At 67.9% G+C, this 25182-nt stretch carries 25 protein-coding genes and 1 pseudogene; 14 read left to right on the top strand and 12 right to left on the bottom strand.

Annotation, left to right across the window (positions count from 1 at the left end):
• The first annotated feature begins 12 nt into the window (after window positions 1–12).
• From ABQE93_RS03275 to ABQE93_RS03255, 5 genes are all read left to right on the top strand, one after another.
• A complete protein-coding gene (locus ABQE93_RS03275) occupies window positions 13–696 on the top strand; it encodes a YoaK family protein (protein WP_448405831.1) in 684 nt (227 codons plus the stop codon).
• Between the two features lie 63 nt (window positions 697–759).
• Complete coding sequence (locus ABQE93_RS03270) at window positions 760–1590, top strand: SDR family NAD(P)-dependent oxidoreductase (protein ID WP_448405830.1); 831 nt, start codon at window positions 760–762, stop codon at window positions 1588–1590.
• Window positions 1591–1592: 2 nt separating this feature from the next.
• Window positions 1593–2360: a fructosamine kinase family protein gene (locus ABQE93_RS03265; protein ID WP_448405829.1), complete on the top strand. Its 768-nt coding sequence runs from the start codon at window positions 1593–1595 to the stop codon at window positions 2358–2360.
• Window positions 2361–2504: 144 nt separating this feature from the next.
• Entirely contained in the window at window positions 2505–4640 is a 2136-nt protein-coding gene (locus tag ABQE93_RS03260) for an ATPase (RefSeq protein WP_448405828.1), read from the top strand.
• Between the two features lie 245 nt (window positions 4641–4885).
• The gene (locus ABQE93_RS03255) at window positions 4886–7135 is read left to right on the top strand and encodes an ATPase (RefSeq protein ID WP_448405827.1); all 2250 of its coding nucleotides are present in this window, start codon (window positions 4886–4888) and stop codon (window positions 7133–7135) included.
• A 1-nt stretch (window position 7136) separates the two neighbouring features.
• On the opposite strand, the gene ABQE93_RS03250 is transcribed toward ABQE93_RS03255, so the two are convergent.
• Entirely contained in the window at window positions 7137–8237 is a 1101-nt protein-coding gene (locus ABQE93_RS03250) for a phosphodiester glycosidase family protein (protein WP_448406507.1), read from the bottom strand.
• A gap of 214 nt (window positions 8238–8451) precedes the next feature.
• Between ABQE93_RS03250 and ABQE93_RS03245 the strand changes: the two genes are divergently transcribed.
• Window positions 8452–8730: a GlsB/YeaQ/YmgE family stress response membrane protein gene (locus ABQE93_RS03245; protein ID WP_448405826.1), complete on the top strand. Its 279-nt coding sequence runs from the start codon at window positions 8452–8454 to the stop codon at window positions 8728–8730.
• Window positions 8731–8733: 3 nt separating this feature from the next.
• On the opposite strand, the pseudogene ABQE93_RS03240 reads toward ABQE93_RS03245, so the two are convergent.
• The 4 genes and pseudogenes from ABQE93_RS03240 to ABQE93_RS03225 all read right to left on the bottom strand — a co-directional run.
• Window positions 8734–8898, bottom strand: a pseudogene (locus tag ABQE93_RS03240) (gluconolaconase); the annotation flags it as partial.
• A 50-nt stretch (window positions 8899–8948) separates the two neighbouring features.
• Window positions 8949–9665: a pirin family protein gene (locus ABQE93_RS03235; RefSeq protein ID WP_448405825.1), complete on the bottom strand. Its 717-nt coding sequence runs from the start codon at window positions 9663–9665 to the stop codon at window positions 8949–8951.
• Window positions 9666–9678: 13 nt separating this feature from the next.
• Window positions 9679–10803: an NDMA-dependent alcohol dehydrogenase gene (locus tag ABQE93_RS03230; RefSeq protein ID WP_448405824.1), complete on the bottom strand. Its 1125-nt coding sequence runs from the start codon at window positions 10801–10803 to the stop codon at window positions 9679–9681.
• 142 nt (window positions 10804–10945) lie between these two features.
• Window positions 10946–11929 (bottom strand): sigma-70 family RNA polymerase sigma factor, encoded by a 984-nt coding sequence (locus ABQE93_RS03225; RefSeq protein ID WP_448405823.1) that lies wholly within the window; start codon window positions 11927–11929, stop codon window positions 10946–10948.
• A 58-nt stretch (window positions 11930–11987) separates the two neighbouring features.
• Here ABQE93_RS03225 and ABQE93_RS03220 point away from each other — a divergent pair, with 58 nt between their 5' ends.
• From ABQE93_RS03220 to ABQE93_RS03205, 4 genes are read left to right on the top strand one after another with little or no spacing between them, the layout of a single operon-like run.
• A complete protein-coding gene (locus tag ABQE93_RS03220) occupies window positions 11988–12827 on the top strand; it encodes an alpha/beta hydrolase (protein WP_448405822.1) in 840 nt (279 codons plus the stop codon).
• Complete coding sequence (locus ABQE93_RS03215) at window positions 12824–13816, top strand: alpha/beta hydrolase family protein (protein ID WP_448405821.1); 993 nt, start codon at window positions 12824–12826, stop codon at window positions 13814–13816. Before ABQE93_RS03220 ends, ABQE93_RS03215 begins: the two co-directional genes overlap by 4 nt.
• Window positions 13817–13825: 9 nt before the next feature.
• Window positions 13826–14575 (top strand): DUF2786 domain-containing protein, encoded by a 750-nt coding sequence (locus ABQE93_RS03210; protein WP_448405820.1) that lies wholly within the window; start codon window positions 13826–13828, stop codon window positions 14573–14575.
• Window positions 14572–15066 (top strand): TIGR04338 family metallohydrolase, encoded by a 495-nt coding sequence (locus ABQE93_RS03205; RefSeq protein WP_448405819.1) that lies wholly within the window; start codon window positions 14572–14574, stop codon window positions 15064–15066. The genes ABQE93_RS03210 and ABQE93_RS03205 overlap by 4 nt, the downstream gene beginning before the upstream one ends.
• 4 nt (window positions 15067–15070) lie before the next feature.
• On the opposite strand, the gene ABQE93_RS03200 is transcribed toward ABQE93_RS03205, so the two are convergent.
• The 5 genes from ABQE93_RS03200 to ABQE93_RS03180 all read right to left on the bottom strand — a co-directional run bounded on the left by ABQE93_RS03200 (window position 15071) and on the right by ABQE93_RS03180 (window position 20366).
• A complete protein-coding gene (locus ABQE93_RS03200; protein ID WP_448405818.1) occupies window positions 15071–15400 on the bottom strand; it encodes a YbaB/EbfC family nucleoid-associated protein in 330 nt (109 codons plus the stop codon).
• Window positions 15397–16872: a PPE domain-containing protein gene (locus ABQE93_RS03195; protein WP_448405817.1), complete on the bottom strand. Its 1476-nt coding sequence runs from the start codon at window positions 16870–16872 to the stop codon at window positions 15397–15399. Before ABQE93_RS03195 ends, ABQE93_RS03200 begins: the two co-directional genes overlap by 4 nt.
• A 2-nt stretch (window positions 16873–16874) precedes the next feature.
• On the bottom strand, window positions 16875–18272 hold the full coding sequence (eccE, locus tag ABQE93_RS03190; protein WP_448405816.1) for a type VII secretion protein EccE: 1398 nt from the start codon (window positions 18270–18272) through the stop codon (window positions 16875–16877).
• Window positions 18269–19615 carry a type VII secretion-associated serine protease mycosin gene (gene mycP / locus ABQE93_RS03185; RefSeq protein ID WP_448405815.1) on the bottom strand — a complete coding sequence of 449 codons (1347 nt, stop codon included), beginning with the start codon at window positions 19613–19615 and terminating at the stop codon, window positions 18269–18271. The genes eccE and mycP overlap by 4 nt, the downstream gene beginning before the upstream one ends.
• 268 nt (window positions 19616–19883) lie before the next feature.
• Window positions 19884–20366 carry a flavin reductase family protein gene (locus tag ABQE93_RS03180; protein ID WP_448405814.1) on the bottom strand — a complete coding sequence of 161 codons (483 nt, stop codon included), beginning with the start codon at window positions 20364–20366 and terminating at the stop codon, window positions 19884–19886.
• A 26-nt stretch (window positions 20367–20392) separates the two neighbouring features.
• Here ABQE93_RS03180 and ABQE93_RS03175 point away from each other — a divergent pair, with 26 nt between their 5' ends.
• On the top strand, window positions 20393–20857 hold the full coding sequence (locus tag ABQE93_RS03175) for a PPOX class F420-dependent oxidoreductase (RefSeq protein WP_448405813.1): 465 nt from the start codon (window positions 20393–20395) through the stop codon (window positions 20855–20857).
• Here ABQE93_RS03175 and ABQE93_RS03170 read toward each other — a convergent pair.
• The gene (locus tag ABQE93_RS03170) at window positions 20823–21248 is read right to left on the bottom strand and encodes a DUF3224 domain-containing protein (protein WP_448405812.1); all 426 of its coding nucleotides are present in this window, start codon (window positions 21246–21248) and stop codon (window positions 20823–20825) included. The two genes, ABQE93_RS03175 and ABQE93_RS03170, sit on opposite strands and share 35 nt — an antisense overlap.
• Window positions 21249–21471: 223 nt before the next feature.
• Here ABQE93_RS03170 and ABQE93_RS03165 point away from each other — a divergent pair, with 223 nt between their 5' ends.
• The 3 genes from ABQE93_RS03165 to ABQE93_RS03155 are packed head-to-tail and all read left to right on the top strand — an operon-like array spanning window position 21472 to window position 24498.
• The gene (locus tag ABQE93_RS03165; protein WP_448405811.1) at window positions 21472–22707 is read left to right on the top strand and encodes an MMP alpha-(1->4)-mannosyltransferase; all 1236 of its coding nucleotides are present in this window, start codon (window positions 21472–21474) and stop codon (window positions 22705–22707) included.
• On the top strand, window positions 22701–23432 hold the full coding sequence (locus tag ABQE93_RS03160) for a class I SAM-dependent methyltransferase (protein ID WP_448405810.1): 732 nt from the start codon (window positions 22701–22703) through the stop codon (window positions 23430–23432). Before ABQE93_RS03165 ends, ABQE93_RS03160 begins: the two co-directional genes overlap by 7 nt.
• A complete protein-coding gene (locus ABQE93_RS03155; protein WP_448405809.1) occupies window positions 23419–24498 on the top strand; it encodes an MMP endo-(1,4)-3-O-methyl-alpha-D-mannosidase in 1080 nt (359 codons plus the stop codon). Before ABQE93_RS03160 ends, ABQE93_RS03155 begins: the two co-directional genes overlap by 14 nt.
• Before the next feature lie 4 nt (window positions 24499–24502).
• Here the strand turns inward: ABQE93_RS03155 and ABQE93_RS03150 are convergent, their stop codons facing one another.
• On the bottom strand, window positions 24503–25174 hold the full coding sequence (locus ABQE93_RS03150) for a class I SAM-dependent methyltransferase (protein WP_448405808.1): 672 nt from the start codon (window positions 25172–25174) through the stop codon (window positions 24503–24505).
• Between the last annotated feature and the right edge of the window lie 8 nt (window positions 25175–25182).

The following is a 25182-nucleotide window of genomic DNA, read 5'->3' as shown; positions in this document are numbered from 1 at the left end:
GAAACCACCTTCGTGGCCGTTCAATCGCCTGTCTCGCAGCGGCTGACGTACGTCGCGCTGTTTCTGCTCACGTTCGCGACCGGGCTGGTCGACGCGGTCAGCGTGCTGGTGCTGGGACATGTCTTCGTCGCCAACATGACGGGCAACGTCATCTTCCTCGGCTTCTGGTTCGTGCCGGACTCCGGCATCGACATGACCGCCGCGCTGGTCGCGTTCGCCGCCTTCGTGGCGGGCGCGGTGATCGGCGGCCGGCTGGCCCGACACCTCGACGACGAGGTGCGCCGCTGGCTGGGCATCACCCTCGGCGTGGAGGTGGTGACGCTGACGGTGCTGGCGATCCTGGCCGGCGCAGGTGTGCTGGACTACGAAAACAACACCAAGCTCATCCTGATCGCCGGTCTGGCCATCGTGTTCGGCATCCAGAACGTCACCGCGCGCCAGTTCGGCGTGCAGGAACTGTCCACCACGGTGCTGACATCGACCATCTCCGGGCTCGGCTTCGACAGCCGGTTGGCCGGCGGCACCGGTGAACGGGAAAAGCTGCGCTACGGCGTGGTTTTCACGATGTGCGGGGGCGCGGTCGTGGGTGCGACGCTGACGCGGGTCACGGTGGCCCCCGTCATCGCGCTGGCCGCCGCCTTCATCGCGGCCGGCGCCGCGATCTTCTGGTTCGGGCCCCGGCATTCGGCGGGGTAGTCCGCGGGCTGACCCACGCCGTAGTGTGACAACTGCTTCTGCCAGCGCCCTTGAGGAGAAGACATGCCTTCCGTACTGGTCACCGGCGCCTCCCGAGGAATCGGCAGGGCGATCACCGAACATCTGGCCGGGCGTGGCTGGGACGTGATCGCGGGCGTCCGAACCCAGACCGACGCCGAGGCGGTCACCGCGGTCAACCCGCAGCGCATCTCGGCGATCATCCTCGACGTCACCAACGCCGAGCACATCGACGCGTTGGCGACCTCGCTGCCGGCCCGCCTCGACGCCGTGGTGAACAACGCCGGCATCGTCGTCGCGGGCGCGGTGGAGACCATACCGATTGCCGACTGGCGAGAACAGTTGGAAGTCAACGTCATCGGACAAATCGCGGTCACCCAGGAGGTGCTGCCGCGGCTGCGGGAGTCGCAGGGCCGGATCGTGTTCATCTCCAGCGTCAACGGCCGCATGTCGATGCCGCTGATGGGTGCTTACTCAGCGAGTAAGTTCGCGTTGGAGGCCGCCGCCGACGCGCTACGCGTCGAACTGACCCCGTGGAACATCGCCGTGGTCGTCGTCGAACCCGCGCAGACCGACACCGACATGTGGCGCACCGCCGACAGCATGGTGGCCGAGACCGAGGCGAACCTCACCCCCGAACACCGCGACCTCTACGCGAAACATATTGCGGGCATGAAGAAGATCATCCCGATAGCGCAGCGGACCGCAGCGCCTTCGGCAAAGGTGACCGTCGTCGTCGAGCAGGCGCTCAGTGCACGCCGACCACGCGCTCGGTACGTCGTCGGGATCGGCCCGAAGATTCAGGTGGGCTTGATGGGCAGGCTGCCGACCGGGTTGCGCGACCGCGTGCAGCGGCGGATGTTCGGCCTGCCGTAGATATGCCGGAGTTCGTCAAACGCCGCACTGGGGCGCCACCGGGCTTCTTCGCGTGTGAAGCCGCTGGCCTGCAATGGCTTTCATCCGCCCCGGGCGGCGCGCGGTGTGCCCGGGTACTCGGCCACACCGATGACAGCCTCACGCTGGAACACCTGCAAACCACCGCACCGTCCAGCGCTGCCGCGTACGAGTTCGGCCGCCGTCTGGTCAGCACCCACGACGCCGGTGCGGACGGGTTCGGCGCAGCCCCGCCGGGGTGGGACGGCCCGGGATACTTCGGCCCGCTGCACCATCCGCTGCCCATGTCGTACACCACCCATGACATCTGGGGCCAATTCTATGCACGGGAAAGGCTTGGGCCCATGGCGCATCGGGCGCACGCCCGCCTCGACGCGCCGACGCGCCACACCGTCGACGCCGTGATCGCAGGGTGTGAGGCCGGCGACTTCGAGGACGGCGATGCGCCGGCACGGTTGCACGGCGATCTGTGGAGCGGCAACGTGATGTGGACGCCAGACGGGGTGGTGCTCATCGATCCGGCCGCCCACGGCGGGCACCGGGAAACCGACCTCGCAATGCTGGATCTGTTCGGCTGCCCGTTCTTCGACACGGTGATCGACGGCTACCAGTCGCGGCACCCGTTGCGCGAAGGGTGGCGCGCCCGGTTCGGGCTGCACCAGCTCTACCCGTTGCTGGCCCACGTGGTGATCTTCGGCGGCGGTTACGCGCGACAGGTGGCGCGCGCGGCCGACAGCGCATTGGCGCTCTGACGTCAAATCTTTGCTAACACCGGTGGACGCCGTCGATGAGGCGCGGTAGACGGCGCCTGCGAAGCGACGATCTTGATCACCAGAACCGCTGATGCGTGTTACCGTCGGCTCGATCGCAGCCTGGGGTGCCGAGAGGACGGGTCAATGGGGGGCAGGCATCGCGCGCGCCGCAGGGCCGTCAGAAAGTTCGCTAGTAAGGCCGCCGCCGTCACCGCTGCCGCCGCCACGGCGACCGCGCTGGTCGGTGTCGCGCCCCCGCCTCGGTCCGACCCTTCGACGGCGAATGTCCGCAGCGTCGACGCCGAGCTCCTCGCATCGGTGAACCCATGGCCTTCGCCCGGTCAGATTCCTGATGCGACAGCGGGTCTCGGCTCATTCGGTTACGACATCACCCAGACCGTGGTGGACGTCGTCGTCCGGGCGGTGGTCGAGAACTTCGACTTCGGGGCGCTTGCAGGTATCGCGGGCCAGGGCGCGCTCGGTGACCCCGAAGCCCTGCTGACCAAAGTGGTGGGCAGGCTCGTCGGTGGGATACCCATCGAAGTGGCGCCCGTGCTCTACGAACTCGTCGGCAAGGACGTCACCGACACGGTCATTCTTCCCGTCTTGCACTTCCTCGGCGTCACCGATGCGCACGGCAAGACGGATCTGCTGACCTTGCTGAGCGTCGTCGGCATTGACCTCAGCGATCTGCTCAACCTCGGTGATCTCGACGTTGCGGGTTTGAACGTCGTCACCGCGAGCCCGCTGTTCGCCATGCTGAAAATGCTCGGGGCCGATCTCGGCTGGGTGCCCTCGCTGCCCAACTCGGTCGCCGATGGCATCAACGGCACCGACTACTTCCACGTGGGAAGCGCGGGACTGGTCGCCGCGCTGCTCGACGAGCTCGGCGAGACAATGCCCGACAACCCGTTGATCCCGCTGCTGAAAGTCATGCTCATCGGCGTGGGTGACCTGTTGCCCGATCTGGTGAACCTGCGCATGCCGACGGCAGTGGGTATCGGCATGGGCGCGTTCGCCATCGCCACGGGCTATGACAAGGTGCTCGCGGATTTGGCCAACCAGCCCGGCGGGGCCGGATACCGGGGCCTTGACCCGGTGCTGGGTAGCTTCACGGTGCTACCAATGTTGTTGCTGCTCAATCCCGCCCGACCCAACGGCGGTGCGGCTGCGCGGCTCTATCCGTTGTTTGATCTGCTCGGTATCAACGCGGTCAATCCGAACACGACGGCCACCAGCAGCGGCGGTTTGGTACGGCTGCCGCTCGGATTGTCCCTCGGCGGAGCGAACCTCATCCCGGTGCTGATCGACATCGGCGTGCAGTACCATCCGCTGTCGGACTTGGCGGCGTGGCCGAATCCGTTCTCGCTCGCGAACAACCTGATGGCGGGGATTCTGCCGACGTACATTCTGCGCGGCCTCGACGCCGGCGCCGCGGCTGGTCAGCTGAAGGGGCAACTCGGCGATGCGTTCGATGACGTCGTCGCCGGGAAGCTGGCGGTGAACCTGTATGCGACGCTGCCGTCTGCCACGCAACCGTTGCTCGAGCCGTTGTATCTGCTTTCCGATGTCATCAGCATCCTGACGTTCGGATTGTTGGCCGTGAACCCGGTACTGGCCTTCGCGAACGCGCTCGCACCGGCGGTCGAGGCGCTCAACAACCTGGGCTACACCGACGTGGTCCGCAACCCGGACGGCACCTACACCCGCACGCTGTCCGAAGGGGGTGTGCCGACACCGTTTCTGTCGTTTCCTCGCCATATCAACCCGCTGCAGGTGACCGTCGACATCGCCAACCTGTTGGTCCGCGGATTCACGAAGGAATTCCTCAGCGGCAAACCGACGCCGGCCCCGCCGAACGCGATCCTTAACGTGGTCGACTATCTCATCGGTAAAGACCGTCGACGCGCCTCGCCGACGAGCGCTTTGCGTGCCCCGTTGGAAGATGCCGTAAGCGGCATCCTCCGCGATGTGAACGTGCCGGACTCGTTTCTCGCGGCTGCCGATTCCACGTCCGACGACGACTCCCCAGCGCTGGAGTCGACGACCGTCGAAGACGTGACCGAAGATGAACCGGATTCCGTGCCGGATTCCGAGCCGGATTCCGAGCCGACCGACGAAGAGGGCTCCGACGAAGAGGCTCCCGACGAAGAGGTTCCTGACGACGAAGACGCCGACGAAGGGCCCGACGACGACGAGGCCACGACCGGGACCGACGACGCCGATACCACTTCGACCGACGACTCGACGAGCGACGAAACACCGCCCGCCGCGGCCTGAGCGGCAGCGTTGCTGGGTTACGTCGTGCCTTCAGGCGGCGGAGCTGTGCGACAAGTTGCTCACGCGGGCGACAGCACATCGCTCGGTGACGGCAGCGCCAACCTTCTGAATTTGCCTTATGGGGTTCAAATACCTAATAACCAGGTACCAAGGCAAACCGATGCGTTGCCCATCTGTGCCAAGGAGTACCGACGGCATGCTACGGTCTGCAATACCACGCTGGGGGGGCCGAGAGGATAGGTCAATTGGCTGGCAGGCATCGCACGCGCCGGAGGAACGCCAAGAAGTTCGCTAGGAAGGCTTCCGCCTTCGGTGCTGCGACCGCGACGGCGACCGCGCTGGTCGCCGTGGCGCCCCCGCCTGAGGTCAACGCCGCGACCGCGAACGTCCGCCACGTCGACGCCGAGCTGCTCGCGGCCGTCAACCAGTGGCCATCACCCGGGCAGATCCTCGATGTGACAGGGGGGCTCGGCACATTCGGTTACGACATCACCCAGACCGTGGTGGACTTCGTCGCCCGCGCGGTGGTCGAGAACTTCAACCTCGCCGCGCTGGCCAGGGCGGCGGGCCAGGACCCGGAGAGCCTCATCGAGGGCCTGCTCGGTGACCCCAACTTCCTGGTGAACAACGTTCTGGGCGGCGTGCTCGGTGAGATCCCCATCGACCTGACGCCCGTGCTCGAGGAGTTGGTCGGGGGCATCGTCACCGACACGGTCCTTGTTCCGGTCCTGCAACTCCTGGGGATCACCGACGCGCAGGGCGTCACCGACCTGCTGAGGCTGCTGGGTCTGGTCGGCCTCGACCTCAGCGATCCGCTCAACCTGGGCAATCTCGACATCCCGGGGCTGAACGTCGTCACCGCGGGCCCGGTGTTCACGATGCTGAAGCTGCTCGGCGCCGATCTCGGCTGGGTGCCGGCGCTGCCCAACTCGGTCGCCGGCGACATCAACGGCACCGACTACCTCGAAGTCGGCGCCGTCGGACTGCTCACCACGTTGCTCGACGAGCTCACCGAAACGCTGCCGGGCAATCCGTTGATTCCGCTGTTGAGCAACGTCATCGAGGGCCTGCTGGGCGATGTCCTGCCCGACGCCGTGCACCTGCGCGCCCCGGTGTCTGTGGGCATCGGGATGGGCGCGTTCGCCATCGCCACGGGCTACGACAAGGTGCTCGCCGACCTGGCCAACCAGCCCGGCGGAGTCAACTACGACGGGCTCGACCCGCTACTGGGCAGCATCACCGTCCTGCCGATGTTGCTTCTGCTCAACCCCGCCCGCCCCAACGGCGGGGCGTTGGGGCGGTTCTATCCGCTGTTCGACCTGCTGGGCATCGACACGATCAACCCGCAGACCGAGGTGACCAGCAGCGGTGGGTTGGCGCAGCTGCCCTTCGGGCTGTCCCTCGGCGGAGCGAACGTCATCCCGGTGTTGATCGACGTCGGCGTGCAGTATCACCCGCTGTCGGACTTGGCGGCCTGGCCGAACCCGTTCTCGCTCGCGAACAACCTCCTGGCCGGGCTGCTGCCGACGTACATGCTTCGCGGACTGACCCTCGACACCGTGACCGACCAGCTCACCGGGCAGGTCGACGATGCGTTGGCGAACCTCGTCGACGGGAAGCTGGCGCTGAACCTCTACGCCACCCTGCCGTCGGCCACGCAGCCGCTGCTCGAACCGTTGTATCTGCTCTCCGACATCATCAGCATCGCCACGTTCGGCGCGTTGGCGGTCAACCCCGTTGGCATGTTCGCCAATGCGCTTGCGCCTGCGGTTCAGGCCCTCAACAACCTGGGCTACACCGACGTGGTCCGCAACCCGGACGGCACCTACACCAGGACGCTGACCGAGGGCGGTGTCCCGACGCCGTTCCTGTCGTTCCCATCCGGGATCAACCCGCTGCAGGTCCCGTTCGACGTCGTCAACCTGCTGATCCGCGGATTCCAGAAGGAATTCCTCAGCGGCAACCCGACGCCGGCCACCCCGAACGCGATCCTCAACCTGATCGACTACCTCACCGGCGGAGACCTGTTGGGAGCGTTGCCGTTCAGTGATCTGGGCGCTCAGTTGGAAGACGTGGTCGGTGACATCGCCGGGAACCTGAACCTGCCCGCGCTGCCGGGACAGGAGAGCGCTCAGGCCGCCGATGCGCCGGCCTCGGCGTCAGAGGGCCCCCGGATGCTGACGTCGTCGACCACCGAAGTGGACGAATCCCTGTCCGACGAAACCGATTCCGAGGAATCGGTTTCCGAGTCGACCGGAAAGGCATCCGAAGAAGAAGCCGACGACGAGCTGACGGAGGAAGACGCCGACGACGAAGAAGTCGACGACTTGGAGTATGACGAGGAGGAGTCCGACGACGCGGCCTCTGACGACGAGATCTCCGACGCGGACGAATCCGACGACCAAGAGTCGACGACCGACACCGAGACGAAATCTACTGACAGCTCAACGGATTCGGACGGGTCGGACGGCGGATCATCGGACGCCGCCGCGTGATCTAGTTGAACGCCAGCCAGCTTGGCAACGCGCGCTCACGGGAGTCGCACAGCACTTGTCGGGTGTCACACGACCCGCGCGGGACGCCGGCGCCGGCCCACATGCCGCCGGTGTCGCGGCGTAACACGATCGACGACGACCCGCCGCCGTCGAGCAGGATCGCGCTGTCGCTGCCCAGACCGCGGAACAGATCCTGGATCTGGTCCGGTGTGTAGCTGCCGCCCTGGAAGACGTACATCTCGTCCTTGGCCTTGGAGTAGGCGATGGCCGTGCGGGCGGCGCTGGGTCCACCGTCGTTGAGCTGGCTGGTATCTGTAGGCGACAGCAGGCCGATGCCCGCGACCGCGACGAACCGCACACCCTTGTCGACCAGGTCCTCGATCACCGGCGATGCGGCGTCGTAGTCGTCGGGGTTCTTCGGTGACACGACGTACGGCGCCCCAGCGACGGGCAGGATCATCGTGGACAGCGCCTTCCAGTGTTCACTGCCGCCCGACAGGCCCTGCTTACCGGCATAGGCGATGCGGCCGGTGACCACGGTGTTGGTCCGGCCCAGTCCGCGGGTGTTGTCGACGTAGGTGCCGAGCGGAGAGCTGCAGCCGGTGGATTTCCACGAGCCGCCCCGCTGGCCGCGCACATCGAAGAAGTTGGCGTTGATCGCGATCGTGGGTTGGCCGAGTGCCTGCCAGGCCTGCAGCGGCGTGAAGATCTCCGAGGCCTGCAACAGCCCTTCGCCGGTGCGTGCGCGCGGATCGCGTTCACACCGCGCCTGATAGCCGCGGTGGGTGTCGGCGAGCAGGCGGGGCGCCAGACGTCCCGACGCGGCCTTGATGATCATCAGGTGGCCGCCGTTGTGCATCTCGTAGGCGTGACCCGCGGCGTTGACCATCGGTGCCGGGTGGCCGCTTCCGAAGTTGTAGACGAGGTAGGACCCCCGGGTGTTGGCGATGGCGCTGGCGAGCAGTTCGCGCGCGCTGGCGCCGTGTGCGGTGGGCACACCGGCCGTCGTCGCCAAGGCAGCGCACAACACCAGCGCCGCAGCGGTGGCCGCGAATCGCCGAACGTTTGCCAATGGAGTCGACACAGTTGACCCTTCCGGGATGCCCCTACAACATGACAACTGTAATCACATGCGAAACACAGTCAACTTGCATCACATTCGCATCACAATCTGATCGCGTTATCTCCCATTGCGTTTCGAAACTGCGCGGGCAGGAGTTCGATAGATCTTGTCGGACCCGAATGAGGTTAGGAAGGTTCTGTGCCGGGCATTGTCCAATGACGGCGCACCCGCGCCGAAACCGAAGGAGTCAGATATGTGGACGATCATCGTTGCTCTCGTCGTCGGCGCCATTCTGGGCGCGTTGGCGCGACTCATCTTGCCGGGTAAGCAAAATGTCGGCGTGCTGATCACTGTCCTGCTGGGCGCGGTCGGCGCACTGCTCGGCTCGTGGATCTCCAACGCGGCGTTCGGCACGGGAGACAAGATGTTCTCGCCGATTCCGTTTGTCATCGGCTTGGTCGTGGCGATCATCCTGATCGCGATCTACGTCGCGATCACCGGACGCCGGGGTGCGGGTACACCGCGCACCTGACCAACGTCCCGGTGGTGCCGGGCGACCGACGGCACCCGCATAGTCATCGGTGATGTACACCGCGCCGTCCGGTCCCGCTACGGCGGCGACCGGACGGCCCCACCGTGGGCCGTCGGCTGTCTGGAACCCGCCAACCAGAGTCTGCTTGTCGCCCAGACCCCCGTCGCGAAGGTCTCGACGGGTCCACGGCAACGCCCTTGGGTCAGGCGCCGATTCGGTTACGGCGCACCCAAACCCGCATGCATCTCCCAGACCAGGATCTCGGCCGGTTCGGCCGCGGTGACGCGTTGGCCGCCGGAACCGGTGAACCGCACGGCGTCGCCCTCCTGCAGTGCGCCCGCTCCTTCGAGCGTGACCTCACCGCGGGCGACGAAGAGGTGAACGTATGGCGCGTCGGGCATCTCGACGCTGTCGCCGGCCTGCATCCGGGCACCGTGCAGGGCGGCGCGGTCGTTGTGGATGCTCACCGCGGCGCCGTCGTGCATACCCGAGGCGATCGGGGTGAGTCCGCTCCGCAACGCAACCTCCCGCTGCTGGTAGCTCGGGGCGATGCCGGTGCGGTCCGGTGTCACCCACATCTGGATGAAACGCACGGGCTGCGCGGCTGATCCGTTCATCTCCGAGTGCTGCACACCGGTGCCCGCCGACATCCGTTGCGCCAGCCCCGGGTGGATGACGCCCGAGTTGCCCATCGAATCCTCATGTGCCAGAACGCCGTCCAACACCCAGGTGACGATCTCCATGTCACGGTGCGCGTGGGTGTCGAAGCCGCCGCCCGGTGCGACGATGTCGTCGTTGTTCACCAGCAGCACACCGTGGTGGGTGTTGGCCGGATCGTAGAAGTCGCCGAACGAGAACGAGTGCCGCGACGTCAACCAGTGCGTCGTGGTGAGGCCACGGTCGTGCCCGCGGCGGATCTCGACGCTGGCGGTCATCCCACCAGACTAGCTACCAATCCGATTCGTCGAATGTGATGACGCCGCGGATGTTGCGGCCCTCGAGCATGTCCGCATAGCCCCGGTTGATGTCCTCGAGGCGGTAGGTCCGGGTGATCATGTCGTCGATGTTCAGCAGACCCGACTTGTAGAGCCCGACCAGCTTCGGCGTCTCGATGTGGCTGCTGCCGCCACCGAAGATGTTGCCTTTCAACGTCTTCTGCAACATCGTGAACAGGAACAGGTTGAGCTTGACGTCGACGTCCATCATCGAGCCCATGCCCGTCACGACGCAGGTGCCGGTCTTGGTGGTCAGCGTCAGCGCCTCTTCGATGTACTCGCCCTTCATGTCCCCGACGGCGATGATGGTCTTGTCGGCCATGACGCCGTGGGTGAGGTCGATCAGCGGTGCGATCGCTTCGGCCATCGACGGGTAGACGTGGGTGGCGCCGAACTTGATGGCCTGATCGCGCTTCCACTCGTTGGGGTCGATCGCCACGACGTTGCGCGCCCCCGAGATGACGGCGCCCTGCAACGCGCTCATGCCGATGCCGCCGACGCCGACGACGACGACCGTCTCACCCGGCTGGACTTCGGCGACGTTGGTGGCCGAACCGAACCCGGTCGGCACCGCGCAACCCATGATCGCCGCGGTCTCGAACGGCACGTCCTTGTCGATTTTGACGACGGAGTCCTTGTGCACGGTCATGTACGGGGCGAATGTGCCGAGCAGGTTCATCGGGGACACCTCGGTGCCCGCCGCGTGGACCCGGCTGGTGCCGTCGGCGATGGCCTTACCGCCGAGCAGTACGGCGCCGCGGTCACACAACGAGCGGTAGCCCTTGAGGCAGGGTGCGCACTCGCCGCAGGCGGGGATGAACGCGAGGATGACGTGGTCGCCCTCCTCGATGCCGGTCACGTTGCGGCCGACCTTGGTGACGACACCCGCGCCCTCGTGCCCGCCGAGCGCAGGCAGGCCGATCGGGGTGGCGCCGGTGGTCAGGTGGTAGTCGGAGTGGCACATGCCCGCGGCGTGCATCCGGATCTGCACCTCGTCGTCGACGGGGTCGCCGATGTCGATCTCGTCGATCCGGAACGGCGAGTTCAGCTCCCACAGCAGAGCGCCCTTGGTCTTCATGGGGGCTGACTATAGAACAGGTTCCAGAACACGCGTCAACTAACCCGCTGGCCTGCGAAGATGTTCACTCCTTCCCGTCGCGCAGTGGCCCGTTATGGCACGGATTCGTGGCGATCGCGTGGCACAGCTGCCCACTCGGCGCCTAGAGGGAGTCAGGTAAGCCCCACTTCTCGAACGTCGACGCGTGAAACGCGACGACATGCGTGATGCCGTCGGCGCCGATGTCGAGCACATGCATCTGAAGGGGCTCGTGCACGCCGGTTTCCCGGTTGAGCAGATACACCGCGGTGGCGGGCTGACCGTTGGCGGTGGTGCGGATGAACCGCATATCCCCGGGACCCTCGGCGGGGCAGTGCGTCTTGGACAGCAGCACGATCTCCCGCGGGCCCTGATACCAGCCGTCGAACGGCGGCATCTCCCACACCGCGTCGGCGGTGAACAGCTCGACCAACTTATCGATGTCGTAGCTCTCGAACGCCGCGATGTAGCGGCTCAACAGGTCCTGGACCTCCGGCGACTCCGGGGCCGCCAGCACGTCGTCTTCGCTGGGGCCGACGGCGTCGAGTTGCGCACGGGCCCGCTGCAGCAGGCTGTTGACCGCGGCGGTCGAGGTGCCGATCGCGTCGGCCACCTCCGCCGCCCGCCACTGCAGAACCTCACGCAACACCAGCACCGCGCGTTGCCGCGGCGAGAGGTGTTGCAGCGCCGCGATGAACGCCAGCCGCACCGACTCGCGTGAGCCGACGATGTTCGACGGGTCGGAGGCGTCGTCGGGGAAGGGTTCCAACCACGGCACCTCTTCGCGCGCGACGATGTCGTCGACCGGGTCTGAGCTGGGTGCGCCCAGCCCGGTGGGCAGCGGCCGGCGTGACCGGCCTTCCAGCGCGGTCAGGCACGTGTTGGTGGCGATGCGGTACAGCCAGGTGCGCACCGACGATTTGCCCTGGAAACCCTTGTAGGACTTCCACGCCCGCAGATAGGTCTCCTGCACCAGATCCTCGGCGTCGTGCACGGATCCGGTCATCCGATAGCAGTGTGCGAGCAGCTCGCGGCGGTACTGCTGGGCATCGGCGAGAAAGGCGTCCTCGGCGCTGCTGCCCTCTAGGTCGTGGGCCAGAACGGTCACCCAGACGAGCTTAATCGCCGACTCCGACAAGTGAAGGTTCGACAGCTAGTCTCCGGGGATGGTCACAACCCGCAGCGAACGCAGCTTCGACGGTGTCAACGGCGTCCGCATCGTCTACGACGTGTGGACCCCCGACCGTGAACCCCGCGGTGTGGTGCTGATCTGCCACGGATACGCCGAGCATGCGCGCCGCTACGACCATGTCGCCCAGCGCTTCGGCGAGGCCGGACTGATCACCTACGCGTTGGACCTGCGCGGGCACGGCCGCTCCGGGGGCAAACGCGTCTATCTACGCAACATCGGCGAGTACACCGAGGACTTCCGCAGCCTGGTCGGCATCGCGGCCCGCGAGCACCCCGACCTCCACCGGGTGGTGCTCGGCCACAGCATGGGCGGCGGGGTCGTGTTCGCCTACGGCGCGCAGCACCCGGACGAATACACCGCGATGGTGCTGTCCGGGCCGGCGGTGTACGCGCAGGACGCGGTGTCGTCGGTGATGATCGCGGTGGCCAAGATCGTCGGCGCCGTCCTGCCGGGTCTGCCGGTCGAACAACTCGAGACCGAGGCGGTGTCCCGCGACCCCGAGGTGGTGGCGGCCTACATGGCCGATCCGCTGGTACACCACGGCAAGCTGCCCGCCGGGATCGCCAAGGCGCTACTGAAGGTCGGCGAGACCATGCCGCAGCGCGCCGCGAAGCTGACCGCACCGCTGCTGATCGTGCACGGCGAGCACGACAAGCTGATCCCGGTCGAGGGCAGCCGCCGCCTGCTCGAGTGTGTCGCATCCACCGACGCCCACCTCAAGGTCTATCCCGAGCTCTACCACGAGGTGTTCAACGAGCCCGAACGCGCGCTGGTGCTCGACGACGTCACCGCGTGGATCGAGGCCAAGCTTTGAAAGCTGTTCTCGGCGTGCTGCTTTCGCTGGCGCTGATGCTGGTCGGCTGCGGCAAGGACGACGAGGGCCGTTGGGTCGACGAGGACGTCAGCTTCGTCGAAGACGGGTTGACCATCCACGGCACCTACCGGCACCGGTCCGACGCCGCACCGGGGTCGGCCGCGCTGTTGATCTCGGAGAGCGGCAACACCGACCGCAACGGAGACAACGCGGTCGCCGGACCGGTGGGCAACATGCGTCAGCTCGCCGAGCTGTTGTCCGAACGCGGTGTGGCCAGCCTGCGCTACGACAAGATCGGCACCGGCAAGACCGGCCTCGGCCCGTACGCGCAGCGCCCCACCGATGTCGTCAGCGCGGTCTACACCTCCGGCGCCAAGGCCGCGGTGCGGTACCTGGCGGCCCAACCCGGCACCGACGCGGACCGCGTCTCGGTCTATGCGCTGGGCGAGGGCACCGTGCACGCAATGGCGCTGGCCGGCGACCCCGGTGCGGACGCGCCGAAGATCGATGCGCTCGGCCTCTTCCAACCGCTGCCCGGCCGCTACCTCGACATGATCACCAACCGGGTGCGCGCCAACGGCGACGCGGCCGCGCTGCAGGCGTGGCTGGCCGCCGTCGGCCAGGTCCGCGCCACCGGCACCGTGCCGGACACCTTGCCCGAAGGCCTCGGCGCGCTGCTCAACGCGGGCAACGTCAAGGCCGTCGTCGAGGCCGACAAGATCGATCCGGTCGCGTTGGCCGCGCAGGTACCCGCGGGCACCCGGGTACTGCTGACGTGTTCGGACGCCGACGGCCAGGCCCGGTGCGACGACGTCAAACCCCTCATCGACGCGCTCGCCCACACCACGCTGACGGTCGCGGAGTTCACCGGCGTCAACCACGTGCTGCGCGACGACGCCAGCGATAACGTCGCCAACTACGCCAACCAGCAGCCGCTTTCTCCACAGGTTGTGGAGGCGCTGGATGGATTTGTCGGCAACTCGACCTAGATTTGGCCCATGAGCGACGACAAGATGCTGGCCCGCATCGCCGCGCTGCTGCGCCAGGCAGAGGGCACCGACAACCCGCACGAAGCCGACGCGTTCATGGCCGCCGCGCAGCGGTTGGCGACCGCGACGTCGATCGACCTGGCGGTGGCGCGCTCGCACACAGAGCACCGCACCAAGGCGCAGACGCCCGTGCAGCGCACCATCACGATCGGCAACGCCGGCACCCGCGGCCTGCGCACCTACGTGCAGCTGTTCACGGTGATCGCCCACGCTAACGACGTGAAGTGTGATGTCGCGTCGAACTCGACGTTCGTGCACGCCTACGGTTTCGCCGAGGACATCGACGCCAGCCACGCCCTCTACGCCAGCCTGGTGATGCAGATGGTCAAGGCGTCGCAGGCCTACATCTCCTCCGGTGCGCACCGCCCGACACCCACGATCACCGCGCGGATCAACTTCCAGCTGGCGTTCGGCGCCCGCATCGGCCAGCGGCTGGCGCTGGCCCGCGAAGAAGCCCGCCGGGAGGCCACCAACAGCCGCGACAGCCAGCCGGGAACTGCGCTGGCGTTGCGCGACAAGGACATCGAGCTGCGGGACTTCTACCGGGAGACCTCCGAGGCCCGGGGAACCTGGCGGGCCACCAGCGCGACGGCGGGGTATTCGTCGGCGGCGCGGCGCGCCGGTGACCGCGCGGGCAAGAGGGCGCGGCTGGGTGCCAGCCCCGAACTCGCGGGGGCGCGCTCGGTGCTGGAGAGGTGACCTCGCGCGACTTCCAGCGCGCCAAGGTCTATGCCGCAGAGGATTTCGTGCGCACGCTGTTCGACCGGGCCAGCGAGCGCGGCAACCCGGTGGTGGAGTTCTTCGGCGCCCAGTTGACGCTGCCGCCCGAGGGCCGGTTCGCCTCGGTGCCTGCGGTGCAGCGCTACATCGACGACGTGCTGGCCATGCCCGCGGTGCGGCGGCGTTGGCCTGACGCCGTACCGTTGACCGTCCGTGCGCGCCGCGGGCTCACCGCAGCGCACTACGAGCGCAGCGACGACGCGGCGATCATCGCCGTGCCTCAGCGGGGCAGCGGTTGGGCCTTGCGTGAACTCGTCGTGCTGCACGAGATCGCACACCATCTGTGCGACGACCTTCCGCCGCACGGGCCGCAGTTCGTCGCGACGTTCTGTGAGTTGACCGAGACCGTGATGGGCCCGGAGGTGGCCCACGTGCTGCGGGTGGTGTACGCCAAAGAGGGTGTGCGCTAAGGGCTTACAGCTCGCGATTGGTGATCTCGGCGACCGCGGCGTCGATCCGCTCGCGGTCGGCCTCGATGGTGGTGCTGGCGGCCGCCGACGCGTTGCGCAACGCCTCGTTGAGCCGCTGCTGGAGTTCCTCGACGCCCAACCGCATCGTGCCTTCGGCGATGGACGCCGACTTCAGCTGGTGATGGCCATCCAGCGTCACCTCGACGGTGCCGGATTCATCGGTGGCCGTGAAGGTTTGGCTGTTCATCTTGTGAAGCTGCTCATCCATGATCGACTGCAACTGCTGCGCCTGCTGCAAAACAGCGGCGACCTGCGGATGCATCTCGTCGGTCACTGGTCTTCCTTGCTCTCCCTGCGTCGGCGGTTCCCGATGACCCCTTCCGTCCAGGGGCGGTCCTCGGTGTAGAGGTCCTCATCGGGTGCCAGCGCCGGGTTGCGCCGCTTCTCCTTACCCTGCCCCGCGCCGGCGGCACCGTGCATGGGCGCCATCCCCATCCCGCCGCCTGCCATCATGCCGGTCGTCGACGGACCGGGCGCCGCGCCCGCCGCCGACGTCGACACGGGAACCGGGGCCGGCGCCACCGTCTCGGCGGTCACCGCAGGCGACAAGGGTTGCGAGCCCGCACCTTTGGCGCCGCCGCCTCCGCCTGCGCCACCGCCACCTGCGGATCCACCACCGGCGGCCGCGGCCGGGCGCAGGCTCGGGTCGGTGTGACGCGGCGGCGCATCTGTGGGCGCCCCGCCGGGTGTGCCGCTGGGCGCACCACCGGGAGCTCCGCCGCCGGACGGCGACCCGCTGCCCGACGGTGCACCGCCACCGGCGGGCGCCCCGCCGGGCTCACCGCCGGCAGCGGGGTTCGTCGCACCGAGCGACTCACCCATCCGCTCGGCCATCGCCGCAGGGTCGCCGCTGGGCTGACCACCCCCACCGCCGCCGCCGGACGTACTCGCCGCGGAACCCGAATTCGGCGGGCTGTCAACGCGCACAGCGTCGAACGAGGCGTTCCTGGCGTACTCGGCGCGGATCTCGTCGGACTGCCGCTGAAGCTCCTTCATCTCCTCGACGGCCGCGGAGACATCCGTGCCCGCGCCTGCCTGCGCCAACGACGCCTCCAGCGCCACATAGCGGGCATAGACGGGGATGTGCTGCGCGTTGGCGTTCAGATGCGACGCCTGGACCTTGGCGGCGGCCATCGCCAGCTTTCGCCAGGCGGCGGCCAGATCGTGCAGCCACGAACTGAACGCGTTCATCCTGGCGTGTGCGGCGTCGGCGGCCTCACCCTCCCAATCGGTGATGTTCTTCGGCGCCGCGTGGCCCTCGGCGAAGGTGCCGGCCAGTCCCCACTGAACTTCGGCCACCTGCAACGAGTTTCCGTGATCACCTCCGTTGAGCAGGGCGTGGGTCTGCGGCACGGGGCTGTATTCGTCGGCGCTGAGCGACGCCGGCCCTGGCGTTGCGCCGGGCAATGCGGGCATCGGGGTCGACGGGGCGGGCAGCGCGATGTCGCCGATGGCCTCGGTCCGGCCGGGGTCGTCAAGCTTGTCCTTGTAGGCTTCGTCGATCTCGCGGTACGCCTCGGCCGCGTTGTCGAGGATCTCGGCGATGCGCAGGTTCTCGGCTTCGGCCCACTTCTGGTATTCGGTGAGCACCCTTGCGGTTTCGTTGAGCCGGTCGACGGCATCCTTGGCGAACGGCAGCGCGTCGGCGGGAACGGGCGCCACCTCCGGTGTCTGCCAGGTGATCGACCGCATGGCCTCCGCCTGGGCCGTCAGCTTCGCGGGGTCGACACGCAGTTCGCTGCTCATGGTCAGCCTTCCAGCACCATCTGATAGCGGCTCTCCTCGCGCGGATTGATCAGCCGGATCGGCAGCTGACGATGCCGGGGAGTACCGATGAAGGTCTCGCGCAACACAACTCGGCCCACACCGGCATGCGGCCCGAGATAGGTCGTCGCGTTCGGCCATGCCACCTTGGCGACCTCGCCGATGCGGCCGTTGACGAACCCCGCGAACTCGCCGAACTGCGGCAACAGCGTGACGACACCGCCCGCCGCGGCAGAGCGCACGATGAACTGGGTGAACAGCCGCGCGTCACCCAGGTTGATGGTGGCGTCGACGTCGTCGAACGGCATGTACACCGGATAGCGGTCGGCGGTCTCCCCGACCAGCACCCCCGCCGAGCCGATCGGCAGCTCGTAATGGCGGTCGGTGACGGGGCTGATGCCGTGGTACGCCGCGCGCTGGCCGCCGAACAGACACGAAAACCCGCGCGGTGTGGTCGGATTGGCCAGCGTCGTCAACAACACCGTCGTCGTCGGCGCCGCGCCCGGCCGCACCCGCACCCGGGTGATCGTGTGATCGGCGCGCGCCGACCACCACACGTCGGGGCCACCCGGCGCGCTGTAGGCGGCGGTGAACGTGCTGCGCCCCTTGATCGCCGACCAGGTTTCGCGTTCGAAGCTGATCTCGGTCGCATGGTCGTAGGCGTCGAAGCTGCGGACCACGCGGGCGTCGATACCGTTGCTGGCCAACTGATCTGCGATGCGGGTGGCCGAGGCCACCAGATAGCGCGCCAGCCCGGCCACGCCGGCCTCGCGGCGCTGGGAAGACCTGCGGGTGTGTTCCGGGTCGGCCCGCAGCACAATCCAGGTACGCCGGTTGGCCGGCGCCGGGTACGGCCCGACCACCTGCTCGTAGAGCGCCACCAGCGCCGTCGGCGCCGTCTTACCCACCCGGTAACCCGCCGACACCACGTCGGCTTCCAGGTCGGGGCAGTGCGCCGCCAGCAGGCGTTCGACGAGCATCGTGTCGACCACATCGTCGGTGTAGGCCTCGCCGTTGACGATCACCGTCGGCGTGAACGGCCGCGGCACCAGTTCGATCGCCGACGTCAGCAGCTCGTCCTGCCAGCGCACCGCCACGTGATCGCCCGGCATCACCGTCGCGCCGACGGCCGGTTCGGAGGGCCCTTCGGGTACGTTGCGGTGCCTGCGCCGCCACGCGAAGACTGCGGCCACCCAACCGGTGACGCGTCGGCCGCGGATCGTCACCACCGCGGCAAGTGCGATGAGCACCGCCAGCGTGATCCCCAACCAGAGCAGGTCGAGTTGGGCGAACACCACGATGGCGGCCGGGGCCAGGACCGCCGCCCAGGCGGTGTGGCCGGTCGTCACGCGCAGCCCGAACAGGGCACGGATCTTGTTCATCGACGCCTCAGCGCGCGTCGGGTCAGCGCGCCGAGCCCGAGCGCCAGCGCCAGCCCCGCTCCGATGATGACGACCGTCGTGATCGGCCCGCGGTCCGGCGGCGGGATGTGCACGGGCGGCGGAATCTCTTTGACCTTGTAGGGCGCCTGTTCAGGTCCGGCGGGCACATCCCACGTCAGCGCCGCCACCGGGTCGATGACGCCGGCGCCGACGTAGTTGTCGACCCCACCGCCCGGATGCCGTGCGGTCGCGGTGATCCGGTTGATGATCTGGGCGGACGTCAGCTCGGGGAAGCGCTGTTTGAGCAGCGCCGCCAGACCCGAGACGTAGGCGGCCGCGAACGAGGTGCCGCTGATCGGGATCAGGCCCTCGTCGCCGTGCAGGGCGTTGACCGGGTTGCCGTCATAGCCCAGCGCGATCAGGTTCTCGGCGGGCGCGGCGGCCCCCAGCCACGGTCCCGACATCGAGAAGGTGCTGGGCTGCCCGTTCTGGGCGATGCCGCCGACGGTCAGCACCAGCGGCGCATACCAAGCCGGGCTGACGACGGTCTGCACCTGCTCCCACCCGCGCGGATCGTTCGGCAGCGCCGGGTCCGGTGGCGGGTTCTGCGTGCAATCCTGGCCGGTGTTGCCTGCGGCGACGATGAGGACGGCGTTCTTGACGTGCACCGCGTAGTTGATCGCCGCGCCGAGGCTGGTCTCGTCGATCGGGCGGGTGACTTTGTAGCAGGCGGCCTCGCTGATGTTGATGACCTGCGCGCCGAGGTTGGCGGCGTGCACCACGGCGCGGGCCAGGCTGCGCAGGGATCCCGCGGTCTGCGTGGTGTTGGGGTCGTTGGGGTCGGGGCGCGCGCCGACCGGCTGAAACGCCGCCGAGGTCTGGCGCAGCGAGAGGATGCGGGCATCCGGGGCCACGCCGATGAACCCGTCGGTGGGTGCGGGCCTGCCCGCGATGATCGACGCGGTGAGCGTGCCGTGCGCGTCGCAGTCGGACATGCCGTTGCCGGCCGGGTCGACGAAGTCGCCGCCGGGTTCGGCGGGCACCCGCGGTGAGCCGTTCACGCCGGTGTCGATCACCGCGACGGTGATGCCCGCGCCTGTCGCGAACTTGCGCGCTTCCTCAAGCCGCAGATAGTCATTTGCCCACGGTTTGTCAGCGAAGTTGGAGTCGGGAAACACCGCGGGCGCCTGGCAGGCGCTGCGCTGTTCGGTGGGCTGGTCGGGGCCGGTCTCGTCGGGTGGGACGGCCGAGGGGTCGATCGTCGGCGGTTCGAGCGCACCTGCGACGGGTGCGCTGACGAATGCCAACAGCAGCGCGGCCAACAGCGCAGCGATACGGCGCATGCGCTTACCGACCTCCCACCGTGCGCTGGCAGAACCGCAGCAAACACCGCGGAGCTGTCTGGACGGCACGAAGTCTCACGTCAAGCCGATGGGCCGTTAACACGCAGCCAATCTTAAGGGCCTGGCGAGGCACCGAGTTCCGCATTCTGTCGGCGCGACGCTGCTGCGCAGGTGAGACCGCCGTTTGGGCGGGCGAACGTGGGTTACCCGCACGCCTTCGGGCCGGTGGGCGTGACACGAGCCCACACTCGCGGGCAAGTCGAAGCGGTCAAGCCTCGTGGCCGGGCTCGAGGTCTCGCACGTCGGAGAAGGTGACGAGCTGATCGAAACGCTCCGGCGCGTCGCCCGCTACCGGCTCCAACAGGTGTCCGACGTGGTCACCGAGGTCGTAGCGGTTCAGGACCTCACCGACGAACCAGCCCGTCGCATCGTCCAGAATCGGCATGCCGTGCGGGCCCTCCCGCCACGCACAGCGGGCGAACTTGTCGATCTCGTCGCCGGTCTCGCTGCCGAACAGCCGGGCCAGCTCGCGGTGGCGCCGCGGCAGCAGGTGCACCGCCAGATGCGATGCATCCCGCGCGACCCGGAACGTCTGGTTCTTATTGGACAGCCCGACCAGAAACCGGGGCGGCCCGATGCTGACCTGGCTGCTGAACCCGATCAGACAACCCGCCCGCTGCTCGCCGGCCCGGGTGGTGACGACGAACATCGGGTAGTCCAGCATCGAGACCAGCTTTTCGAAGGCGTCCATCACATTCCCGTCGCTACGTTGGAACCATGGCCCGAAAGCACGCGACCGCCGACGCGGTGGACCTGCCGGAACTGCTCGAATTCATCCGGCCACGACATCGTATGTTGCTCACCACCTTTCGTCGTGACGGCTCACTGCAGAGCTCACCGGTCACCGGCGGCGTCGACGAGGCGGGCCGCATCGTGATCGCCAGCTATCCGCAGCGGGCCAAGGCCGCCAACATCCGCCGCGACGGCCGGGCCAGCGTCGTGGTGCTTTCCGACGAGTTCGACGGCCCCTACGTGCAGGTCGACGGCGACGCAGAGGTGCTGGCCCTGCCCGACGCCGTCGAACCGCTGGTCGACTACTACCGGGCCGTCGCCGGGGAGCATCCCGACTGGGCGCAGTACCGCCAGGCGATGGTGGACCAGGGCAAATGTCTGATCCGCATTCGGCCGCGACGCTGGGGTCCGGTGGCTACCGGCGGGTTTCCCGCGAACCCTGCGCGATAGCGGTGTCGAGGCCGTCGAGGTCCAGCGTGATCGAACCGTTCGGATCGGCGCGGAAGCTGCCGGTGCCCGCCGCGTTGGCCAACTCGCCGGTGCCCGAGGCGATGCGCAGTTCTGCGCTGGCCACCCCGTCGCGGTAGCTGCCGTCGTGCAACAACACCAGGCCGCCGGTGCGGCCGCCCACGGTGCCCGTGAGGTGTTCGATGCCGACGTAGAGCGCCGACTTGTCCGGCGCGTAGGCCAGCAGCCACTTGGTGGTCGACGTGCCCTTGATGTCGCCCTCGTAGCGCTTGGCCACCAGCGCCTCGGTGAGTTTGGTGGCGTCGTCGCCGTCTTCGAACGGTGTCTCGTCCCAGCTGCCGATTTGGAAGGTGGCCTCGATATGCCTGCTCATAGTCGGCGGATACCCCGTCGGCGGGGGGACGGAACCGAGAGGCCGGAAGCCGCCGCCTCCGACGACTGTGGTAGTCAAGGCAGTGCGGCCGCTTTGCGTCCGATAGCCCGTCAAACTATAGTCTGGACACATGTCCAGAGGGTTCGGAGTTGTTGCGTGACACGTTCTGTCCTAGCCGCCGACCTCGGATTTTTCCGCTGCAGCGCATCGTCGTGAGTTGAGCATGCGCATCGCTTTGTTGTCGTACCGAAGCAAGACCCACTGTGGCGGACAGGGGGTCTACGTCCGCTATCTCAGCCGCGGCCTGGCCGAGTTGGGCCACGAGGTCGAATTGTTCTCCGGTCAGCCCTACCCTGACGGGCTCGATCCGCGGGTCCGGCTGACCAAGGTGCCCAGCCTGGATCTGTATCGCGAGCCCGATCCGTTCCGCATCCCGTGGCCCAACGAGATCAAGACCCGAATCGATCTGCTCGAGCTGTTGACGACGTGGACGGCAGGCTTTCCAGAACCGCGCACGTTCAGCCTGCGCGCCGCGCGGATCCTCGCCGAGCGCCTCGCGGACTTCGACGTCGTGCACGACAACCAGTGCCTCGGCACGGGACTGCGCAAGATCGCCGAGATGGGTCTTCCGGTGGTCGCCACGGTGCATCACCCGATCACCCGCGATCAGGTGCTCGACGTGGCGGCCGCGAAGTGGTGGCGCAAGCCGTTGGTGCGCCGCTGGTACGGCTTCGCCGAGATGCAGAAGCAGGTCGCCCGCGAGATCCCCGAGATCCTGACCGTGTCGTCGACGTCGGCGGCCGATATCGCCGAGGACTTCGGCGTCGCGCCGAGCCAACTGCACGTAGTGCCGCTGGGTGTGGACACCGAAATGTTCAAACCGGCGCAACACCGGGTGCGCAACCGCATCATCGCGATCGCCAGCGCCGACGTGCCGCTCAAAGGCGTCAGCCACCTGCTGCACGCAGTCGCGCGGCTGCGCGTCGAACGCGACCTCGAGTTGCAGCTGGTCGCCAAGCTCGAGCCGAACGGGCCCACCGAGAAGCTGATCGCCGAGCTGGGCATCTCCGACATCGTGCACAGCTCGAGCGGGTTGTCCGACGCAGAACTTGCCGACCTCCTGGCCTCGGCCGAAGTCGCTTGTATCCCTTCGCTTTACGAGGGTTTTTCACTGCCGGCGGTGGAGGCCATGGCCAGCGGCACCCCGATCGTGGCCAGCCGCGCCGGCGCGCTGCCCGAAGTGGTCGGCGCCGACGGTGAATGCGCCAGGCTGGTGCAGCCCGCCGACGTCGACGAGCTGACCAAGGTGCTCGGCGAGCTGCTGGACTCACCGCAGGAACTGCGCCGGCTCGGCGCCGCGGGCCGTCGCCGCGCACTGGAGGTGTTCAGCTGGGAATCGGTTGCGGCGCAGACGGTTGCGGTCTACGAGCGGGCGTGTGAGCGGGTCGGCGCATGCTGACCGTCGACTTCGACCGGCTCGGTGTCGGTGCAGGCACCAAGGTGATCGACGTCGGATGTGGTGCGGGGCGGCACAGCTTCGAGGCGTATCGACGCGGCGCCGACGTCATCGCGTTCGACCAGAGCGCATCCGACCTCAACGACGTCGACGAAATCCTGACCGCGATGCGCGAGCAGGGCGAGGTTCCCGCCACGGCCAAGGCTGAGGCCGTCAAGGGCGATGCGCTCGACTTACCTTACGCCGACGGCACTTTCGACTGCGTGATCGCCTCGGAGATTCTCGAGCACGTTCCCGAGGACGACCGCGCGATCGCCGAACTGGTGCGGGTGCTGGCTCCAGGCGGCACCCTGGCGGTCACGGTGCCGCGCTGGCTGCCCGAGAAGATCTGCTGGGTCCTGTCCGACGAGTACCACGCCAACGAGGGCGGCCATGTGCGGATCTACCATGCCGACAGGCTGCGCGACAAGGTGCTGGCCCACGGTCTGAAGCACACCCACACCCACCACGCCCACGCGCTGCACTCGCCGTTCTGGTGGCTGAAATGTGCTGTGGGAACCGAGAACTCGGATCATCCGGCGGTCGCGGCGTATCACCGGCTGCTGGTCTGGGACATGGTCAGCCAGCCGTGGCTCACCCGCACCGCGGAGTCGGTGCTCAACCCGCTGATCGGGAAGAGCGTGGCTTTGTACTTTCAGAAGCCGGGGGTCGCTGTTGCTGCGGGATGATCTCGCCGACGTGCCCGGTGTGTGCGGTGTCTTCACGCCCACGCAGTGCCGACAGACCGCTGAGTCGATCGCCGCAATCCAGGAACCCTCCGGCGCCATCCCGTGGTTCGACGGCGGCCACACCGATCCGTGGGACCACGTCGAGAACGCGATGGCGCTGAGCGCGGCAGGTCTGCTCGAACCGGCCCGCGCCGCATACGACTGGTGCCGGTTCAACCAGCGCGCCGACGGTTCCTGGCCGCTGCAGGTCCGCAATGGCGTCGTCGAAGATGTCAACAGCGACAGCAACTTCTGCGCCTACATCGCCACCGGCGTCTGGCACCACGTGCTGATCACGCAGGATCGCCGATTCGCCGAGACCATGTGGCCGGTGGTGAGCAAGGCCATCGACTTCGTCATCGACATGCAGCTCGATGGCGGCCAGATCTCATGGGCCAGAAGCGCATCCGGGCTGGAGCCCGACGCGTTGCTGACCGGTTGCGCGAGCATCCACCACAGCATCCGCTGCGCGCTGGCGCTGGCGGACTACCTCGACGAGCCCCAGCCGGAATGGGAGGTGGCGGTCGGCCGACTCGGTCACGCGATCGCCCACCACCAGGACCTGTTCGTGCTCAAGGACCGGTGGTCGATGGAGTGGTACTACCCGGTGCTAGGCGGCGCCGTGCGTGGTGCGCAGGCCAGCGCCCGCATCGCCGAGCGGTGGGACGACTTCGTGGTCCCGGGCCTCGGCATTCGTTGCGTCGACGACCGACCCTGGGTGACCGGCGCCGAAACCTGTGAGCTGGTAATGGCTTTGGACGGGATGGGCGATACCGTCCGCGCCCATGAACAGTTCAGCGCCATGCAGCACCTACGGGACGACGACGGCTCCTACTGGACAGGTCTGGTCTATGCCGACGGCAAACGGTGGCCGGTGGAGCGGTCCACCTGGACCGGCGCGGCGGTGATTCTGGCGGCCGACGCGCTGTCGCGCACCACCGCGGCCAGCGGCATCTTCCGCGGCACCCACCTGCCGCGCGGGCTGGAAAGCGACTACGACTGCGCCTGCGCGACCAGCGACCGGTAACGCGCTAGAGCACCTCGCCCGGCGCGCCGGAGATACGCTCGAGCACTCGCATCGACCCGGTGGCCGACACCTCACGAAAGTCGCCGGTGTCCAGCGCGCGACGGTAGACGTGGTACGGCGCCTGCCCACCGTCGGCGGGGTCGGGGAACACGTCGTGGATGATCAGCGCGCCGCCGACGTCGACCCATCTGGCCCAGCCGTCGAAGTCGCGCTGCGCGGCCTCCTCGGTATGGCCACCGTCGATGAACAACAACCTCAGCGGTGTGCGCCAACCCCGCGCTGCCACAGGGGACTTCGCGACGATCGCGACGACGTGTTCGTCAAGGCCGGCCGCGTCGAGTGTGTGCCGCAGCGTCGGAAGTGTGTCGAACAGTCCGGTGACCGGGTCGACCATCGATGTGTCGTGGTACTCCCAGCCGGGCTGGTGCTCTTCGGAGCCGTGGTGGTGATCGACGGTGTAGAGCAGGCCGCCGCTCTGCTGCGCCGCGGCGCCCAGCATCACGGTCGACTTGCCGCAGTAGGTGCCGATCTCCACGCCGACGCCGTCGCCGAGGTACCGCAGCGCGGCGTCGTAGAGGGCGCGGCCTTCGTCGGCGGGCATGAAACCGGTGACCTGCTCGGCGAGCGCGAAAAGGCGTGCGACGGGCGGCGGAAGGGCGGTGTCGGTGTTGCTCATCGCGTCCA

It is taken from the genome of Mycolicibacterium sp. XJ662, assembly GCF_053484035.1.
The sequence above is the reverse complement of the archived record's forward strand: the minus strand, read 5'-3'. Positions and strand labels throughout refer to the sequence as shown.

Coding starts and splice junctions, on each gene's coding strand:
- ABQE93_RS03270 (WP_448405830.1), top strand. CDS start 760: ATGCCTTCCGTACTGGTCACCGGCGCCTCCCGAGGAATCGGCAGGGCG.
- ABQE93_RS03265 (WP_448405829.1), top strand. CDS start 1,593: ATGCCGGAGTTCGTCAAACGCCGCACTGGGGCGCCACCGGGCTTCTTC.
- ABQE93_RS03260 (WP_448405828.1), top strand. CDS start 2,505: ATGGGGGGCAGGCATCGCGCGCGCCGCAGGGCCGTCAGAAAGTTCGCT.
- ABQE93_RS03245 (WP_448405826.1), top strand. CDS start 8,452: ATGTGGACGATCATCGTTGCTCTCGTCGTCGGCGCCATTCTGGGCGCG.
- ABQE93_RS03235 (WP_448405825.1), bottom strand. CDS start 9,665: ATGACCGCCAGCGTCGAGATCCGCCGCGGGCACGACCGTGGCCTCACC.
- ABQE93_RS03230 (WP_448405824.1), bottom strand. CDS start 10,803: ATGAAGACCAAGGGCGCTCTGCTGTGGGAGCTGAACTCGCCGTTCCGG.
- ABQE93_RS03220 (WP_448405822.1), top strand. CDS start 11,988: ATGGTCACAACCCGCAGCGAACGCAGCTTCGACGGTGTCAACGGCGTC.
- ABQE93_RS03210 (WP_448405820.1), top strand. CDS start 13,826: ATGAGCGACGACAAGATGCTGGCCCGCATCGCCGCGCTGCTGCGCCAG.
- ABQE93_RS03195 (WP_448405817.1), bottom strand. CDS start 16,872: ATGAGCAGCGAACTGCGTGTCGACCCCGCGAAGCTGACGGCCCAGGCG.
- eccE (WP_448405816.1), bottom strand. CDS start 18,272: ATGAACAAGATCCGTGCCCTGTTCGGGCTGCGCGTGACGACCGGCCAC.
- mycP (WP_448405815.1), bottom strand. CDS start 19,615: ATGCGCCGTATCGCTGCGCTGTTGGCCGCGCTGCTGTTGGCATTCGTC.
- ABQE93_RS03180 (WP_448405814.1), bottom strand. CDS start 20,366: ATGGACGCCTTCGAAAAGCTGGTCTCGATGCTGGACTACCCGATGTTC.
- ABQE93_RS03175 (WP_448405813.1), top strand. CDS start 20,393: ATGGCCCGAAAGCACGCGACCGCCGACGCGGTGGACCTGCCGGAACTG.
- ABQE93_RS03170 (WP_448405812.1), bottom strand. CDS start 21,248: ATGAGCAGGCATATCGAGGCCACCTTCCAAATCGGCAGCTGGGACGAG.
- ABQE93_RS03165 (WP_448405811.1), top strand. CDS start 21,472: ATGCGCATCGCTTTGTTGTCGTACCGAAGCAAGACCCACTGTGGCGGA.
- ABQE93_RS03160 (WP_448405810.1), top strand. CDS start 22,701: ATGCTGACCGTCGACTTCGACCGGCTCGGTGTCGGTGCAGGCACCAAG.
- ABQE93_RS03150 (WP_448405808.1), bottom strand. CDS start 25,174: ATGAGCAACACCGACACCGCCCTTCCGCCGCCCGTCGCACGCCTTTTC.